Annotated in this window: 14 protein-coding genes and 2 pseudogenes; 8 read left to right on the top strand and 8 right to left on the bottom strand. The window is 56.7% G+C overall.

What is annotated here, in order from left to right; genetic code table 11:
- The 3 genes from JWR17_RS20515 to JWR17_RS20505 all read right to left on the bottom strand — a co-directional run.
- Positions 1–1,487 (bottom strand): methyl-accepting chemotaxis protein (locus tag JWR17_RS20515; RefSeq protein WP_299834248.1); only part of this gene is annotated, 1,487 nt, incomplete at its 3' end.
- A 243-nt stretch (positions 1,488–1,730) separates the two neighbouring features.
- Positions 1,731–2,279 (bottom strand): GNAT family N-acetyltransferase, encoded by a 549-nt coding sequence (locus tag JWR17_RS20510; protein WP_299834246.1) that lies wholly within the window; start codon positions 2,277–2,279, stop codon positions 1,731–1,733.
- Positions 2,280–2,327: 48 nt separating this feature from the next.
- The gene (locus JWR17_RS20505) at positions 2,328–3,644 is read right to left on the bottom strand and encodes a sigma 54-interacting transcriptional regulator (RefSeq protein ID WP_299834244.1); all 1,317 of its coding nucleotides are present in this window, start codon (positions 3,642–3,644) and stop codon (positions 2,328–2,330) included.
- 249 nt (positions 3,645–3,893) lie between these two features.
- Here JWR17_RS20505 and JWR17_RS20500 point away from each other — a divergent pair.
- The 3 genes and pseudogenes from JWR17_RS20500 to JWR17_RS20490 form a co-directional block, all read left to right on the top strand.
- A pseudogene (locus JWR17_RS20500) lies at positions 3,894–4,517 on the top strand (MBL fold metallo-hydrolase); the annotation flags it as partial.
- Positions 4,518–4,823: 306 nt separating this feature from the next.
- Positions 4,824–6,080, top strand: a complete 1,257-nt coding sequence (locus JWR17_RS20495; RefSeq protein ID WP_299834250.1) for an FAD/NAD(P)-binding oxidoreductase — start codon at positions 4,824–4,826, stop codon at positions 6,078–6,080.
- Complete coding sequence (locus JWR17_RS20490) at positions 6,077–6,901, top strand: sulfite exporter TauE/SafE family protein (RefSeq protein ID WP_299834243.1); 825 nt, start codon at positions 6,077–6,079, stop codon at positions 6,899–6,901. Before JWR17_RS20495 ends, JWR17_RS20490 begins: the two co-directional genes overlap by 4 nt.
- Here the strand turns inward: JWR17_RS20490 and JWR17_RS20485 are convergent.
- Together JWR17_RS20485 and JWR17_RS20480 are read right to left on the bottom strand one after the other, a co-directional pair.
- The gene (locus JWR17_RS20485) at positions 6,891–8,291 is read right to left on the bottom strand and encodes a CoA transferase (protein ID WP_299834241.1); all 1,401 of its coding nucleotides are present in this window, start codon (positions 8,289–8,291) and stop codon (positions 6,891–6,893) included. The genes JWR17_RS20490 and JWR17_RS20485 overlap by 11 nt on opposite strands.
- A gap of 138 nt (positions 8,292–8,429) precedes the next feature.
- Complete coding sequence (locus JWR17_RS20480) at positions 8,430–9,488, bottom strand: helix-turn-helix domain-containing protein (protein WP_299834239.1); 1,059 nt, start codon at positions 9,486–9,488, stop codon at positions 8,430–8,432.
- 104 nt (positions 9,489–9,592) lie between these two features.
- On the opposite strand from JWR17_RS20480, the gene JWR17_RS20475 reads away from it, so the two are divergent.
- The gene (locus JWR17_RS20475) at positions 9,593–10,144 is read left to right on the top strand and encodes a cysteine hydrolase family protein (protein ID WP_299834237.1); all 552 of its coding nucleotides are present in this window, start codon (positions 9,593–9,595) and stop codon (positions 10,142–10,144) included.
- A 61-nt stretch (positions 10,145–10,205) separates the two neighbouring features.
- Here the strand turns inward: JWR17_RS20475 and JWR17_RS20470 are convergent, their stop codons facing one another.
- On the bottom strand, positions 10,206–10,859 hold the full coding sequence (locus JWR17_RS20470; RefSeq protein WP_299834236.1) for a hypothetical protein: 654 nt from the start codon (positions 10,857–10,859) through the stop codon (positions 10,206–10,208).
- A 413-nt stretch (positions 10,860–11,272) separates the two neighbouring features.
- On the opposite strand from JWR17_RS20470, the gene JWR17_RS20465 reads away from it, so the two are divergent.
- Genes JWR17_RS20465 through JWR17_RS20455 form a run of 3 tightly spaced genes read left to right on the top strand, consistent with a single transcriptional unit; the run spans position 11,273 to position 14,328 of the window.
- Entirely contained in the window at positions 11,273–12,592 is a 1,320-nt protein-coding gene (locus tag JWR17_RS20465; RefSeq protein ID WP_299834234.1) for an MFS transporter, read from the top strand.
- Between the two features lie 20 nt (positions 12,593–12,612).
- The gene (locus JWR17_RS20460; protein ID WP_299834232.1) at positions 12,613–13,365 is read left to right on the top strand and encodes an Asp/Glu racemase; all 753 of its coding nucleotides are present in this window, start codon (positions 12,613–12,615) and stop codon (positions 13,363–13,365) included.
- Between the two features lie 57 nt (positions 13,366–13,422).
- Positions 13,423–14,328 carry a LysR family transcriptional regulator gene (locus tag JWR17_RS20455; protein WP_299834230.1) on the top strand — a complete coding sequence of 302 codons (906 nt, stop codon included), beginning with the start codon at positions 13,423–13,425 and terminating at the stop codon, positions 14,326–14,328.
- 84 nt (positions 14,329–14,412) lie between these two features.
- On the opposite strand, the pseudogene JWR17_RS20450 reads toward JWR17_RS20455, so the two are convergent.
- Positions 14,413–14,733: pseudogene (locus JWR17_RS20450) on the bottom strand (carboxymuconolactone decarboxylase family protein); the annotation flags it as partial.
- A 95-nt stretch (positions 14,734–14,828) separates the two neighbouring features.
- Here JWR17_RS20450 and JWR17_RS20445 point away from each other — a divergent pair.
- Positions 14,829–15,653, top strand: coding sequence for an AraC family transcriptional regulator (locus tag JWR17_RS20445; protein ID WP_299834228.1), 825 nt, complete (start codon positions 14,829–14,831; stop codon positions 15,651–15,653).
- A gap of 67 nt (positions 15,654–15,720) precedes the next feature.
- Here JWR17_RS20445 and JWR17_RS20440 read toward each other — a convergent pair.
- Positions 15,721–16,314 (bottom strand): OprD family outer membrane porin (locus JWR17_RS20440; RefSeq protein WP_299834226.1); only part of this gene is annotated, 594 nt, incomplete at its 5' end.

The following is a 16,314-nucleotide window of genomic DNA, read 5'->3' as shown; positions in this document are numbered from 1 at the left end:
TTAATGGTGCCTATCAACTCGGAGATCGAGTCGAGGGATACCCCGACTTCGTTGGTTTGCTGATTGGCGCCCTCGCCCGCTGTGGTCGAGCGACGCATCGCTTCGACTGACGCCTGGGTGCCCGCTTCCAGACGCGTCGTCATGTTTTGGATTTCTTGGGTGCTCTGTTGGGTACGGCTGGCCAAAGCACGTACCTCATCGGCGACGACCGCGAAACCACGTCCGGCTTCACCGGCACGGGCGGCCTCAATCGCGGCGTTCAAAGCAAGCAGGTTGGTTTGCTCGGCAATCGCACGGATCACGCCGAGGACCGAAACAATGGAGCGTACGTCGGTTTGCAGGCTGTCGAGGCTCGATCCACTGAGGCGAATATCGCCAACCAATACATTCATGCCTTGGATATTGCTGCCTACTGCGGCGCGCGCGGCATGACCTTGACGATCGGTCTGCTCAGCGGCCTCGGCTGCGCGCTGTGCACTGCGGGCAACTTCTTGAGCAGCGGAGGACATTTCATTGATGGCGGTGGCCACCTGATCGGTTTCTTCACGCTGACGCTGCATCGCCTGTTCAGAACGCACAGTCTGTTGCGTGGCCTGCTCCACCAGGCCGCCCAGGTCGGTAGTCATTTGCGCAACCTGGCTGACCATGCTGTGAATCTTGTCGACGAAGCGGTTGAATGATCCAGCCAGATCGGCCAATTCGTCACGACCCGTAACGGCCAGGCGTCGGGTCAGGTCACCGTCGCCCGCAGCGATGTCGTCCAGATTGATTTTGAGAACACGCAGTGGACGCACCACACCATTGGCGATAAATACACCCGCGATGGCGGTCACCAACAACAGAATCGCGGCCAGAATCATGATGCTGGTAAGCAGCGCACTGGTGCGAGCTCCCACCGACTGCGCCTCAAGCGCCATTGCTGTGTCGATATCGTCGACATTGATTGCGCTGCCGAGCACCAGGTCCCACTTTTCCAGGTACTCGGTGTAGCCCAGCTTAGGCACCTGCACGGTTTCCTGTCCGGGTTTCGGCGCTGCATAATCGATGTAGTGGGTACCGTTTTTGGCCACCGTCACGAACGTTTGATAATGGAAGGAACCGTCAGCATCCTGGGCCTCCCAGAAGCTTTTACCGATCCCCGCCGTGCTGTCGCCGCGCAGCACCCGCACGCCTTTGGTGTCATAGGCGAAGTAATAACCTTCGTCGCCAAACTTCACTGCCTTCAGCAACTCCAGCGCTTTGTCCCGAGCGGCCATGTCGCCGTTCGCTGAGGCGTCGTACAGCGGCTTGATGGTGGACCGGGCAATATCGACGTAATTTTTCAGCACCTCGCGATTACGTTTAACCAGCAGACTCCGGGATCTGGCCATTTCCGACTCAGCGCTATTTTTCAGCATTCGATCTGCAACTCCGCTGACGATCAGTGCGAAGAGCAAGGCCGGGACAATGGCCAAACACAGTAACTTGGTTTTTACAGTGAGGTTCATAAGAGTGCCTGAGCGTAGCAGTTATCGATGGCATGCTATCGGCCGATATAGGCACTACTTGATTAGATTGCTCAAATCACACAAATATTAGATCAGGCATAGGCAGCGGTTCGTACATACGCTGCGCAACTAATTTCCAGATCACTAATGCAAATCCGCGAGTGAATACGTCGAGTTACATTCCATCGATTGGCAAAAACTACAATTATAAAACCAAGCCGAATCAAGTACTTATATGAATTATTAGAGTGTATCGCGCATCCACTCCTCACGGGTCAACTCCCAGGTTTCACGTAGCATGTCTCCACTTACAAAGCTGGCTTCTACGGAACTGATCAGACGCATGCGTTCCCGCCGAGAAACACGTCTTGAAGCTTCATTGGCAACGGCTTTGGGTACTTGCATAAGGGGTCGCTTCAACGTCTCGAACCAGTAACGGTTAACCGTTACGCACGCCTCCTTCATAAAGCCCCTGCCTTGCCACGCAGGACTCAGCCAAAACCCTCGATGATTACCAGGTCGATCCGCCAGGGAAATACTGCCGATGATCTGCGCTGGGTTTTCAGTCAGGCGAATCATCCAGTGCCACTCCTCGCCCCGCGCTATGGCGGGCAGCGCGACGTCATGCACATAGCAAAATGCGCCGTCCTCGGGATAAGGCCATGGCACGCGACTGTCGAGGTAACGAACCACTTCCCAGTGCGCAAACAGCTGCTGAATAGCGACCGCATCGGCAAGTTGCAACGGGCTGAGGGTAAGACGTTCGGTGTAAAGCATGGGTGTTGCGTCCATTGCGGGTTGGCTCCTTGATTATCGTAGAAACATATCACGCTGGCCTGCTCAACCCTTGATGCCCAATTCACTGAGGCGCCTATAAAGGGTCCGCTCGCTAATACCCAGTTCTTTCGCCAACTCGGTTCGCGAGCCTTGGAACGCGTTGAGCAGGTGCGCGAGATTCTTGAGGTCTTTGCGCTCCCTTGAGCGACTTGCTGAATGCTCGGTTTGCTTGCGCAGTTCAACCGGCAAGTCCTTGGCACGAATTATCCCGTCATCGGAGAACAGCCGGGCCCGCTCCAAAATATTCTTTAATTCGCGAATATTTCCTGGAAAAGGGTAAAGACCCAACAATTTGAGCGCCGAACTGTCGACTTCGATTGCAACCCCGGGCGCGATGCGCTGCAGGTGGCTCTCAATCAGCAACGGCAAATCGTCTGCCCGCGCCCGCAGCGGCGGCAGGACGATGGGGAAGGCGCTGATTCGATAATACAGGTCTTGGCGAAAGCGCCCGGCTTCGACCATTTCCCTAAGCGGTTTATGGGTCGCCACTACCAAGCGAAAGTCCGAATGAATAGTTCTTAAACTACCCACCGGCCGAAAACTTCCGGATTCAATCAGGCGCAGCAGCTTTACCTGCATGGCGAGCGGCACCTCGCCGATCTCATCGAGAAACAACGTACCGCCGTGTGCCGACTCGGCCAGCCCGACCTTGCGATGTAATGCCCCAGTGAAAGCGCCTTTCTCATGCCCGAAGAGTTCACTTTCGAGCAATGACTCGGTCAGCCCGGTGCAGTCCACCACCACCAGCGGACCGTTGGAGCGCGCACTGCTCATGTGCAAGGCGCGGGCAAACAGCTCTTTCCCGGTCCCGGATTCACCTTGCAACAACACCGGAATGGGCGACGGCGCCGCCCGTTGCAATTCACTTAACGCCTCTTTAAAGGCGGAAGAAATGCCGACCAGTCCATGCTGTTGCGGTTGCGCGGCAGCCACCTTAACTGTGCTCAAGTGTTCCACATAGGCAACGACGTCGCCCTGCTGATCAAGGATCGGGCGCAGTTCAACGTCGACGTGTTCAGGGCCGCGAGGGGTGTGATGAATATGCAGCACTCGCTCGGCAGCGTGGCTTCTCAGTGCTTTTCGCATCGGACACTGCTCACCCGCCTGGTCGCAGGGGACGGCGTATTGGTGAGAGACATTGAAGCATTTGGCGCCGATGTGCGATTTGCCTTCAATGCCAAACTGCCGCTGGTAAGCCGGGTTGGCGCCGATAATGTTGTATTCGATGTCCAGCACAATGCTTGGCCGCGGCTCATGCTCAAGGTACGAGACCAAGGCTTGAACGTCGTGGGCCATTGAGGTGGTTAAAGGGGTGTCCATCGTTGCTTCCCATAGGGCGCGAGCCGGATTTGTGTCGCTGCCACATACTGCCATCAACTGCCAACTGGCTGCCAAAAAATGTGGCAGCCGATGCGTAATAATCACCATTGCTGACTTGGGCGCCCGTGTTTCCGGGGTAATGCCTAACTGGCCAGGAGACTGACAGGTGGCACGGATCTTGAGACGCAGTACCAACCGTTGTACTCAAGAATTCAGCCCAGGCTGACATTACCGCCTTTGGAGAGACCTGTGATTATCGGCGAGAAAATCCTTCTGGAAGCATTTCTGGACGAAACCACCTCGACCTTCAGCTATTTGCTGCTAGACAGGTCCACCCTTCAATGTGCGTTGATCGACAGCGTGCTGGGCTTCGACCCCAAGTCCGGTCATACCGACACCGATGCAGCTGATCGCCTGATCGCACGGGTGCTTGAGCTGGGAGCTTCGGTGGAGTGGATTCTTGAGACTCATGTGCACGCTGACCACCTTTCTGCTGCGACCTATCTGAAACAGCAGTTGGGCGGCAAAGTCGCCATCGGCTGTCATATCAAAAAGGTACAGGAGGTCTTTGGTGAGCTGTTCAACGCCGGTGAAAGCTTCAAGCGTGACGGCAGCCAATTTGATGTGCTGTTGGCAGAGGGTGAAGCGTTCCGCATCGGTACGCTTGGGGCGAAAGCGCTGCACACCCCTGGACACACGCCCGCGTGCATGACGTATTTCGTCCAGACCGAGGGCCATTCAGTCGCCTTTGTCGGCGACACCCTGTTCATGCCCGACTACGGCACCGCGCGTTGTGATTTTCCCGGCGGGGATGCCAGAACACTGTTTCGGTCCATCAAAAAAATTCTCGAATTGCCCGTCGATACGCAAATTTTCATGTGCCACGACTATTGCCCGAACGGCAGGCCCGTCGCGTTCATGAGTACGGTGGCTGACCAGCGTTTGAACAACATCCATGTCCGTGAGGGTATTCGCGAAGACGACTTCGTGATGATGCGCGAAGACCGCGACGCCACCTTGGACATGCCGACCCTGATCCTACAGTCGGTGCAGGTCAACATGCGCAGCGGACACCTGCCTGAGCCTGAATCAAACGGTATCCAATACTTGAAAATCCCGCTTAACACCATCGCTCGACCAGGCGTCTCACAGCTGGATATCGGTCACGAAGCACAACCCGTGACCGCTCCCGCTACCCATCATCAGGTAGTGATCATCGGTGGCGGTTCAGCCGGTATCGCCGCCGCGTCGAGTTTGAAAGCCCGGGACCGCTCCCTGGACATCGCGATCATCGACCCCGCTGACGTTCATTATTACCAACCGGGTTGGACCCTGGTCGGAGGCGGAGTTTTTACCGCTAAATCCACCGTGCGTGCCATGGCTTCGGTGATACCTAACGACGTGCAATGGATCAAAGCTGCCGTGGTCACCCTGCGCCCTGAAACTAATACCATCGTGTTGGACAACGCCGCGTCAATTGGCTATGACCAACTGATTGTCTGCCCGGGGTTAAAGCTCGACTGGGCTGCTATCCACGGTCTGACCGACACCTTAGGCGCCCATGGCGTGACCTCCAACTACCGCTACGACCTGGCGCCGTATACGTGGCAACTGGTGCAGAACCTCAAGCACGGCCAGGCGCTGTTTACCCAACCACCGATGCCGATCAAATGCGCAGGGGCGCCGCAAAAGGCCTTGTATTTGTCTTGCGATTACTGGCTAAAGAACGGTCGTCAATCGACCATCAAAACCAGCTTTTACACGGCAGGTGCGGTGCTGTTTGGTGTCGCCGACTATGTGCCCGCATTGATGCAGTACATGCACAAATACGCAGTCGATCTCAAATTCACCTATACCTTGGTGGCGGTCGATGGACCCAAACAGCAGGCGACCTTTGAATGCACGCTCCCGGACGGCACCCTTGATAGGGTGGTGGAGTCTTTCGATCTATTGCATGTGGTCCCGCCGCAAGTGGCGCCGGATTTCATTCGAAACAGCCCGCTTGCGGATAAAGCCGGCTGGGTCGACGTAGACCCCGGCAACCTGGTTCATCGGCGCTACGCCAACGTTCACGGGCTGGGAGATGTGATCAACACCACTAACGCGAAAACCGTGGCCGCTGCCCGCAAACAGGCACCGGTGGTGGCCAACAATGTGTTGGTGGCGCTGGGCCGCAACCGCGATTGGGCCGCCTATAACGGCTACGGCTCGTGCCCGCTGACGGTTGAGCGCGGCAAAGTCGTGCTGGCGGAGTTCACCTACGGCGGCAAAGTAGAACCAACGTTCGCGCCTTGGCTTATTGATGGACGCAAGCCTTCCCGTCTGGCGTGGATTTTGAAGAAACACGTTCTACCACTGCTGTATTGGCAGGGCATGCTCAAGGGTCGTGAATGGTTAGCGGGTCCTAGCAAGGTTGCTGCCGGCCAAGACAAATGATCGAACACAATCTGTCAGGCGTGATGCTGGGCACAGTCATCGGGGCCATTTTAGCCCTGACGGGTGCAGGAGGAGGCATTCTCGCGGTACCGTTATTGGTCTTCGGGCTTGGGCTTTCAATCGTACAAGCAGCGCCAGTGGGTCTGCTGGCCGTTGGCTTGGCCGCTGCAGTCGGCGCCCTCCTCGGCTTGCGTCAGGGCATCGTTCGCTACCGCGCGGCGACCTTCGTGTCAGCCATCGGAATGGTTGCGGCCCCGGTAGGTTTGTACATCGCTCACCGCGTCCCAAATCAGCCGTTGGCATTGGTATTTTCAGCCGTGCTGTTGTACGCCAGCGGTCGAATGCTGCGTAAAGCAGTACGCGAAATTCGCCATGGCCAGCCACTGGCGCGTGCTGAATCGCGGCCCTGTGTATTGAACCCACTTCAAGGGCGGCTGCGCTGGACCCTTCCCTGCGCACGGGCGTTAGCCATTACCGGATTGCTTTCCGGACTGCTGTCGGGATTGCTGGGCGTGGGCGGTGGCTTCGTGATCATTCCAGCTTTGACGCGCTACACCAACCTGGAAATGAAAAGCGTGGTGGCTACGTCGCTAGCAGTCATCGCGCTGGTCTCCGTGGGCAGCGCCACCACTGCGGCGCTTGCCGGGGTGATGCAATGGGAAGTGGCGATTCCGTTCGCGCTTGGCGCTGTCGTGGGTTTGACCGTGGGCCGGCAAGTTGCTCAACGACTCGCCGGCCCGCGCTTGCAGCAGGCTTTTTCGGTGGTAGGGATGCTTGCCGCGCTCCTGCTCGCCAGCACTGCGCTGGGGTTCAGGCTTTAGGTTTGTGGGTCTGAATCCAGGCGGGCAAGGCACTTCCGGGTGGCATCGATGGCAATGTATAACCCGCCTGGCTACGCGTCAGCTGTCCACTGGGGCGAACCGCTCGTAGCTCGCCAAAGCCTGAGGACGAGGTTTCCAGGAAAGGTGCAAAATCCGGTTTACGCCTATGCAGCCCGTTGGCGATGCGCCCCATGTTACGTAGCCAATATCCGGTTTGCGCCAGCGACACTTCCACGTGCCAACTGCCGCCGTCCCTCTGTTGTCGGCAAAGTGCTGCCGCTGCGCCGAAGGCCATCAGATAGCCGCTGGCTTGGTCGAGTATCTGCATCGGCAAAGCACGGGGTACACCGTCCCCAGCGTATTCGCCTTCCGCATGATTGAATCCCATGGCAGTTTGTACCAGCGAATCGAACCCTCGCCTAAGGGCCCACGGCCCTTGGGTGCCATAGGCGGTCAAGGAAACATAAACGATGCCAGGGCGGCGTTCAGCCAGCGCTTCCGGGGAGTAGCCCAGCGCTGCCAGCCCGCCTGGTCGATAGCCTTGCGAAAACACGTGAGCGTCATCGATCAGTTGCCAAAGCCCGGCGCGACCTGGCTCCGTGAGCAAGTCCAGGTGCGCAGAACGTTTGCCGCGACTGGTGTCGGCGATAGCGTCGATGTTCGGCAGATTGGGCGAGTTGATCAACAGCACCTCGGCGCCATGGGCAGCCAGCGCACGACCAGCCACTGGACCGGCGAGAACCCGGGTAAGGTCGAGCACTCGAATACCGGTCAGTGGCCCTTGATTGGGTTTTAACGGAGGTAGACCGAGGGGAGCGGCGTCGCCGATGCGTGAGATTGTCATTAATGGCTGGGCACGAATCGCTTGCCCCTGAGCGGTGGCGTCCCACTGCTCAAAACTGCGCAGGGCCGTGGCCACCAACCCGCGTTCAGCGGCTGCCTGCTCAACGTCCAGCGCGGGCCATAGCAATAGCGCCCGCTGCGCATCAGCGCGGGTCGCCGTTGCAGGCGCCAAGCCCAGCAGACGTAAAGCGCCCTCTCGATGATGAGCAAAGTTTGCGTGCACCCGCACATAACCATCGGCGCAGCGATACAGCCCTGAGAAGTCATCCCACGCGTTTGGCTCGTGACCCTCAAGGCTGAACCAGCCGCTGCATTCGACGGCAGCGTGCAGCATGTCCACTTCAACCTGCTGACGAATACCGTTGCGTAGATAGCCCAACTCACAGGCCGCCAACGCAGCCGCCGCGATAGAAACTTGCGCGGCGCTACCGACCGGGAATGACGACGGAAACACTGGGTCGCTGCCATTGAGCTGCGCGAAACCCAATGCCTCCATTGGCAGACTGGCGATCCGCCACAGGTCGCGCAATTGCTCTTCATTATTCATGACGCCCTCGCAGATTCTTTAAGATACAAGAAGCCTGATGCCCACCGACGGTGATTTGGCGACAGTCACCGGCGGGCATTCTGATAAAAGTCAGGGAGGCGAATCTATTGCGGAGCATGGAATCAAGCATCATGCGGCCTATGGGTTTTTCGCCCCTGCGATAACGGCGGCTGGTTCGCGGCTGGAATCTTGACGGATGTATGCCTGCGTGCCGCTGTTGCTAATACGAGGCCCATAACGTCCACGGTAATCGCTTGGTGAAAACCCGGTAATCTTTTTAAAGATCGAGCGAAATGCACCCGGATCCTGATAGCCCACCGCCCAGGCGATATGGTCGACAGTGCGGGTTGTAAACTCAAGCATTTCCCGCGCTTTTCCTACCCGAAGATGCTGGCAGTACTCGGTTGGCTTGAGGCCCGTAGCGCTGCGAAAACGACGCAAAAACGTGCGTTGTTCCAGATGTGCCTGGTTCGCCATGTCGCCCACTGAAACGTCCAGCGCACCGCTGCCTTGCAACCAATGCTGGACCTTGAGCACTGCTTGGTCGCCATGGTTAAGGATTGGGGAGAAATTGCCGCCGCAACGAGCGCCGATGTTCTGGTCGATGGCTAAAAAACGCGCGGTGGTCATGGCAATACTCGGCCCCAACACCCGTTGTACTACCCTCAAACCCAGCTCGGCCCATGCCATCAGCCCAGCCGTGGTAATCAGGTCGCCATCGTCGATCATGGGTTTATCAACATCGACCTTGAGCAGTGGAAATTGATCGCTTAGCGCTTTGCCTTGAGTCCAGTGGGTTGTGATTGTCCGGCCAGAAAGCAATCCGGTCTGGGCCAACAAAAACGCACCTACGCACACCGAGCCGATAATCGCACCGGCCTTATGCTGTTGAACGATCCAGTTTGCCGACACCTGCAGCGAATCCGCTGCCGGCATTTCGCACAGTGATGGCGGAATCAGCACCGCTACTGGATGACTGCTCAAGCTTGGCTGGCTATCGAATATGCGCGCCACGCTGTTGCTGGTCGTTGCCACAGACCAATGGGTAATGCGCAGCAGCGGCAGATTTGCGTCAGGCTGTTCAAGGACCATGCGATTAGCCACCGCAAACAGGTCAGTCAAGCCGTGCACGGCGGCCATTTGCGCGCCCGGATACACCAGCACTGCGATTTCCGCGACGTCCAGCGGTTCTGCCATTGTCAGTTTAGCCCCTGCTATTGTCATTCTGGCCAATCCTCAGAGGGGATCGAAAAGACCACTATAAGTCTCAACACGTCCACTGTCCCCACGAGGAAAACACCATGTCCAAACGAGCGCTCATCGTAGTTGATATTCAAAACGACTACTTCCCTGGCGGCAAATGGCCGCTGAGTGGCGTCGAGGCTGCAGCAGACAATGCGGCACGTCTCATTGAAGCTGCGCGGTCAGACGAGGATCTGGTGGTGTACATACGCCATGAGTTCGCCAACGATGACGCGCCGTTCTTCGCACCGGGGTCCGAAGGCGCGCAGTTACATCCCACCCTACCCACCCGTCCGGAAGAGCCGGTGATTCTCAAGCATCGCGTTAATTCGTTTCTCGAAACCGACTTGGCCGCACTGCTTGAACGTCATGAAGTGACTGATTTAACCATCGTTGGCAGCATGAGCCACATGTGCATTGACGCCGTGACCCGTGCCAGCGCTGACTTGGGCTATAACGTCACAGTCATTCACGACGCTTGTGCCGCTCGCGACCTTGAATTCAATGGGCTGACCGTTCCAGCAGCGCATGTCCATGGGGCCTTCATGGCAGCACTGGGATTCGGTTACGCAAGCGTTGTGTCGACTGAACAGTTTCTTACCCGTCAGTAAAACCAGACCAGGCGCTGCACCCGCAATGATGCGGGCACAGGCTTTCCAGCGTTATCCAGGTTTAAGCGAGGGCGAGCTTGGCGCTCGTGTCGTTCGCGTCCTGGGTCATTTTCACCAGCGCACTGTTGAGAAAGGATGTTCCTTTGTCGTCTGCGCTTGCGCTGGTACCTGAACCCGCAGCGCCGCCGCTTGGGGTAGCAGAGGCCTGCATTTCAGTCTGTTTCTTGATGATATCGGCGACTTTGGCCTCTACCTTGGCCGCTGCATCAGGCGGCATTGCCTTAAGGTCGGCTTCGGTCAACCCCATGCTTTTCAATGCGCTGTAGCGCATTTTTTGAGCCGGCGTCAGCGCCATGTAGTCTTTGAACTCGTCCGTAGCACTTTGTGTGCTGGTGCCTGATGCATTGGCGACGTTGGTTAATCCGCCCACTGCAGAAGCCGCCGCCAGGTCACTGCTACTGCTGCTGTCCGTCGTCGCCACCTGGCCCGTCGGATTTTGCAGGTTGACCATCATTTTCGCGAAGGCTTCTTCGCGATCCTGTTCCTGCTGTTGCGACGTACTCGATTGAGCCGAAGAGCTGGCACTGCTGCCAACCGCAATCGGCGGAACTGTCGAGTCGTTCAGACTGAGGAAATCAGCTTCGGGCGACTGGGAGGTGGAACGCACTACCGGAATCGAATAGTCCGTCCTACCGAGGCCACTGATAAAACTCATTTCAGTTACTCCGCTAGGTGCCGTTGTAGAAATACATCTGCAAATGCTGGAGCAAAGGACGTGCCAGTTAGCGTTTTATCGCTGCACGCCATGGTTTTCAGCCGGTGCTCCTCGCCAATCGCATAAAAGCTTACAAATTAAAGACCGTTGATTGCCGCCGTTCGGCAAGGGGTTGCCACGCGGTAAGTCTGGAAGGCTGCGTTAGCGGAAAACGCAACCTTCGGCAGCGCCTACAGAACCGATGTTTTTCCAAATTCGAATTTGCCATCGTATTACGCGATGGCAAGCTCGTGAATGCCTGATATACGCGCCGAAGCGTCGCTTCTAGTATCCCTCCCACATCCCTGCTCATCCCGCCCGCGTTGCCGGGTGAGTCCGCAAAAACAAAAAGTCGATTACGACGAGAGAATGCGATGAAAACCATCACTGCGAGCCCCATAGCAGTACCGTCCAGCGCGACGAGTGCCAATAGCCTCACTCAAGGTGAACGTTACCTGACGCTTGGAGGCTCTTGGGCCGCCTGGTTATTCGATGCGTTAGACGCCACGGTGTTTGGCTTTGTCCTGTTGGCCGTGGCGAAAAGCTTTTCGGTCGGCATGGGCGACGTCGTGTCTACTGTTGCCTGGTTTCTCCTGGCTACCGGGATCGGCGGTTTTTTTCTGGGCAACATTGCTGACAAGATCGGCCGCAAAAAAACCATGCTGTTGTCGGTGTTTGTATACGGCACCGGCACCCTGCTATGTGGCTACGCCGACAGCTTGTGGCAATTAAACGTTTGTCGCTTTTGTGTAGGTATCGCCGTAGGTGGATTGTGGTCCGCTGCAGCGGCGCTGGTCTCGGAAATCTGGCCGCCAGCCGGTCGCGCCAAAGCCTTTGCGGTGATGCAGACCGGTTGGTCAGGCGGTGGTCTTTTGGCGGCAATATTCGCTTGGACCTTTCTGAAGACCGACGATCCGGAATCATGGCGCTCACTGTTCATCTACGCCTCGATTCCAGCCTATTTCACGCTGGTGTTCATCATGCTGTTCGTCAAAGAGTCGCCGGTCTGGCTGGCCAACCGCGAATTCATGCGGCAGAACGCTCATAAAGGTCGGTTGATGGAGATCTTCAGCCCGCAGTACTTGAAGCTGACCCTGCTCGGCTTGAGCATCTCGGTATTGGGCATGTACGGCTATTGGATCATCACCACCTTTATGCCGGCCTACCTGCAGAACATCCTCAACGTGCGCATCGATCAAGCCCCGGTATTTGTTATCTGGATTGGCATTGGCGCGACCATTGGCTACCTGGCTTACGGTTATTTGGCCGAAGCAATTGGCCGGCGTCTTTCGTTCGCGATCTTTTTTGCGGGTATGGCAATCATGGTCCCGGTGTTTGCCTACTCGGCGACACTGATGCCATTGACCGACGGCAAACTGCTGTTCACCACCCAGAACGTAATTACCCTCGGTTCCCTGGCTGCATTGCTGGGATTCTTTACCGGCTACTTCAGCGGTTTCGGCGCCTGGTATTCGGAACTGTTCCCTACCAGCATCCGCTCCACCGCGTCGGGTTTTTGCTTCAACTTCGGTCGTGTTGGCGCCATTGCCGGAATCAAGCTAGTGCCCATTTTGATCCCGCTTATTGGCTTCACCGCGACCATTTCTCTTGCCTCTGTTTCTTATGCGATCGCCGCCGTCATGGTGTTCACGCTCCAGGAAACCAAGGGCGCTCAACTAACCAGCGGCAACTGACCTTAAAGAAGGACTGAACCATGAAAAATTTTCGTATCGGCCAAATCGTTCCAAGCTCCAACACCACCATGGAAACTGAAATTCCTGCAATGTTGACCTCGCGCTACTCGTTGTTTCCTGAAGAACATTTCACCTTTCACTCCGCGCGCATGCGGATGATGAATGTGAGCCCTGAAGAGCTCAAAAGAATGGACGTTGACAGCGACCGTTGCGCGCTGGAACTGAGCGACGCCCGGGTCGATGTCATGGCCTATGCCTGCCTGGTGGCGATCATGTGCCAAGGTGCCGGTTACCACAAAGTGTCCCAGGCCCGCCTGAGCGAAACCGTCAAGAGCAACAATGCGCCGACCCCGGTGCTTAGCTCGGCGGGCGCGTTGATCGACAGCTTGAACGTACTGGGCTACAAAAAAGTCGCGCTGATTACACCGTACATGAAGCCACTGACCCAGCAAGTCATCGACTACATCGAAGCCGCCGGGATTGAAGTAACTGACTCCATCAGCCTGGAAGTCTCCGACAACCTCGCGGTAGGCCGTCTGGACCCAATGAACCTGGTGGCGCACGCCGAACGGTTGAACATCGGTCAGGCCGACGGCGTAGTGCTTTCGGCCTGTGTGCAAATGCCGTCGCTGCCAGCCATCCAGGTGGTTCAGGACCGTATTGACCTGCCGGTGCTGTCGGCGTCAGTCGCCACCGTTTATCAGATCCTGAAAACCCTGGGCCTGAAAGCCCAGGTGCCAAACGCAGGGTATCTGCTTTCAGGCGCGTTCTGATACGGACATAAAGGGGTACCATCGGCGCAGTCCAGACAGTTGAGCCCGCCGCCCCTTATGAAACTCGATCCAGTGTCGTTGCGCCTATTTGTCAGTGTTATTGAAGAAGGTACGATTGCCGCCGCCGCCAAGCGCGAACACATCGCAGCAGCGGCGGTCAGCAAGCGCCTGAGTGAGTTGGAAGAGCTGCTCAATTCACAGTTGCTGGTGCGCACCAACAAGGGCATTACCCCAACGGCCGCTGGCATTTCCCTGCTGTACATGGCCCGTAGCCTGCTCAACAACCTAAACGAAATCGTCGTGCAAATGCATGACTTTTCCCACGGTCGACGTGGCTCTATCCATGTGCTCGCCAATATCTCAGCCATCACCCAATTCATGCCCTCGCTGCTGAAGTCGTTCATGGACCTTTATCCGCAGATCCAGATAACCCTGGAAGAAAAGGAAAGCCTGGCCATTACCAAGGGCATCGCAGAGAATCGAGCGGATATCGGGATCTTCACCCGCCTGCCCCATGGTTCGGACGTTGAGGTGTATCCGTTCCGTATGGATCAGTTAGTCGTGCTGGTGCCCGATGGGCATCCGTTGGCATCCCGCGACAGCGTAACCTTCGCCGAAACCCTCGATCATGAATACGTGGCATTGCGCAGCGGTACTCATCTGCATTTTCAGATGATCAAAGCGGCCAGCGACGCAGGTCGATCACTCAAGCTGCGGATGGAAGTGTCCAGTTACGACGCCTTGTGCTTGATGGTTCAAGCGGGCATCGGGATTGGTATTTTGCCTCAAGGCAGCATTGATATTTATGCCATCCAGAACGCAAAGACTCTCACCCTGAACGAACCCTGGGCCGCCCGTGAACTGACCCTGTGCGTGCGCTCACGTGAAGCGCTGTCGGTCACCGCACGGCTGTTGTTCGACCATATGCTGAACTCGCGAGAACCTGACAACCTGGATCTGTAGAAGGGACCGAAGGCTGCGATAAGGTTCGAAGGACCTTCGCCAACAAGTGACTTCTACAGAGGATCAACGAAGGTTGCTAATCCATCACACCTCTACCACCGGAAAATCCACATCCGTCTTCGCTACGTTGTTGACGTAATTGGTAACGGTCAATAGCGCGACCTGTACCACCACTTCAATGATCTTGGCATCGGTCAAACCCGCGGCACGGGCCGTAGCAAGGACCTCGTCGCTCACTCTGCCCCGGGTTGAAACCACTTCACGAGCCAGTGCGGTGTAGGCGCTCAAGTCGCCATCGCGGGCACTGCGAATCGCATCAGCGGACAGACCTGCTTTGCCGCCAAACAGCGTATGGGCGGCCAGACAGTATTCACAACCATTGACCTGGGAGGTGGCCAAGGCAAGAGTCCATCTTAGGAACGAAATACTGTACCCTCGGATCCAGATCGTCGTGCTTATGCGACTCATCGTCCAAATCGTGGCTCTTGTGAGGATCGTTCATGGATCGTTTGTCTGCACTGCTGACGCACTTCGGCGTCCGCGCAGGTACGTTTCACAGTGGTGCTTTTTGCGGTATTTCAGCATTCGATGACAAAGAGCCCTGCGGCCACATTCACTTGTTGCAAGCGGGACACGTCAAGCTCCGCTTGGCCGATAACAGTGAGCAGACGATCACCGAACCCACGCTCATTTTTTTCCCCCGGCCTTATCAGCATCGGTTGAGTTCCATCGAAGCTGACGGCACGCAACTGGTCTGTGCGACATTGAACTTCAACGGAGGCGTTAGCAATCCGTTGTCATCCGCCCTGCCCGACTACCTGCTGTTGCCGCTTGCCGACGCGCAGATGCTTGGCATCACGCTGGAGTGGTTGTTCCGCGAAGCCTCGGGCGATGACTGTGGTCGCGATGCAACCATGGATCGATTATTTGAATTGCTGGTCATTCAGCTATTGCGCTATTTGCTGGCAACCCATGGTATGGAAAGCGGCATGATGGCGGGACTGGCGGATCCACGGTTGTCCAAGGCGTTGAACCGGATGCATGACAATCCGCAGCAAGCATGGACAGTAGCTGAACTTGCCACCGCGGCGAATATGTCCCGAGCGAGCTTTGCCGCTCATTTCCATTCGGTGCTTGGGCAGCCGCCTGCTGATTATTTGATGAGCTGGCGCATCAGCCTGGCGCAGAAACGGCTACGTGACGGTAAACCTATTGCATTGATCGCCGATGAAGTCGGCTATGAAAGCCCTTCCGCCCTCGCCCGAGCGTTTCGCCGCAGGACCGGCACCAGCCCCCGCGATTGGCTTCGCAGCCAAACCCAATAAACCAAAAAAGTCCGACTGCGCTTTGCACGCAGTCGGACTTTTCAATGGGTGAATCATAAAGCCGTTATCAGAAAATAGAGATCGGATAATCGGCGATCAAACGGAGTTCGTTGTTATCACCTTCGGCCTGATCAGCATTGCCACGGTGCCATGCCTGACGCATGCGCAACGACAAATCCTTGGCCGGACCCGTTTGTACCGTGTATTTAGCTTCAAGGTTAGTTTCGTGATGCTTGCCATCTTCACCATAACCATAGGCGCGATAAGGACTGTCGGCGGCCATATGCGTTCCATCAATATCATCGCCGTGGACATAACGAACCATGAACGCCAGTCCGGGAACACCGTAACTCGCCAGGTTCAGGTCATATCGCGCTTGCAGGGATTTCTCGCCCGGACCGTTAAAGTCGGAAAATTGAACGGAGTTCGCCAGGTTAATCGAATCCGCAGTATCGCCCGGACCGTTTTTACCAAAAGCCACATAGTCGAACGGGGTATCGCCGTGGACCTTTTGATACGCGATGGTGACAGTATGCGCCGTCAGGAAAGTGTAGGCCGCTGCCAGCGAATAGGCCGTGTTGCTAATATCGCCAGCCTTGGCCGAACCTTCGTCATTGGTGCGATAAATATTGAAATCAATAGCCAACGATTGCAGTCCAGA

The sequence above is a fragment of the Pseudomonas sp. genome (assembly GCF_028293835.1).
GTDB lineage: Bacteria > Pseudomonadota > Gammaproteobacteria > Pseudomonadales > Pseudomonadaceae > Aquipseudomonas.
Note: the sequence above shows the minus strand (reverse complement) of the source record. Positions and strands in the feature narration are given on the sequence as shown.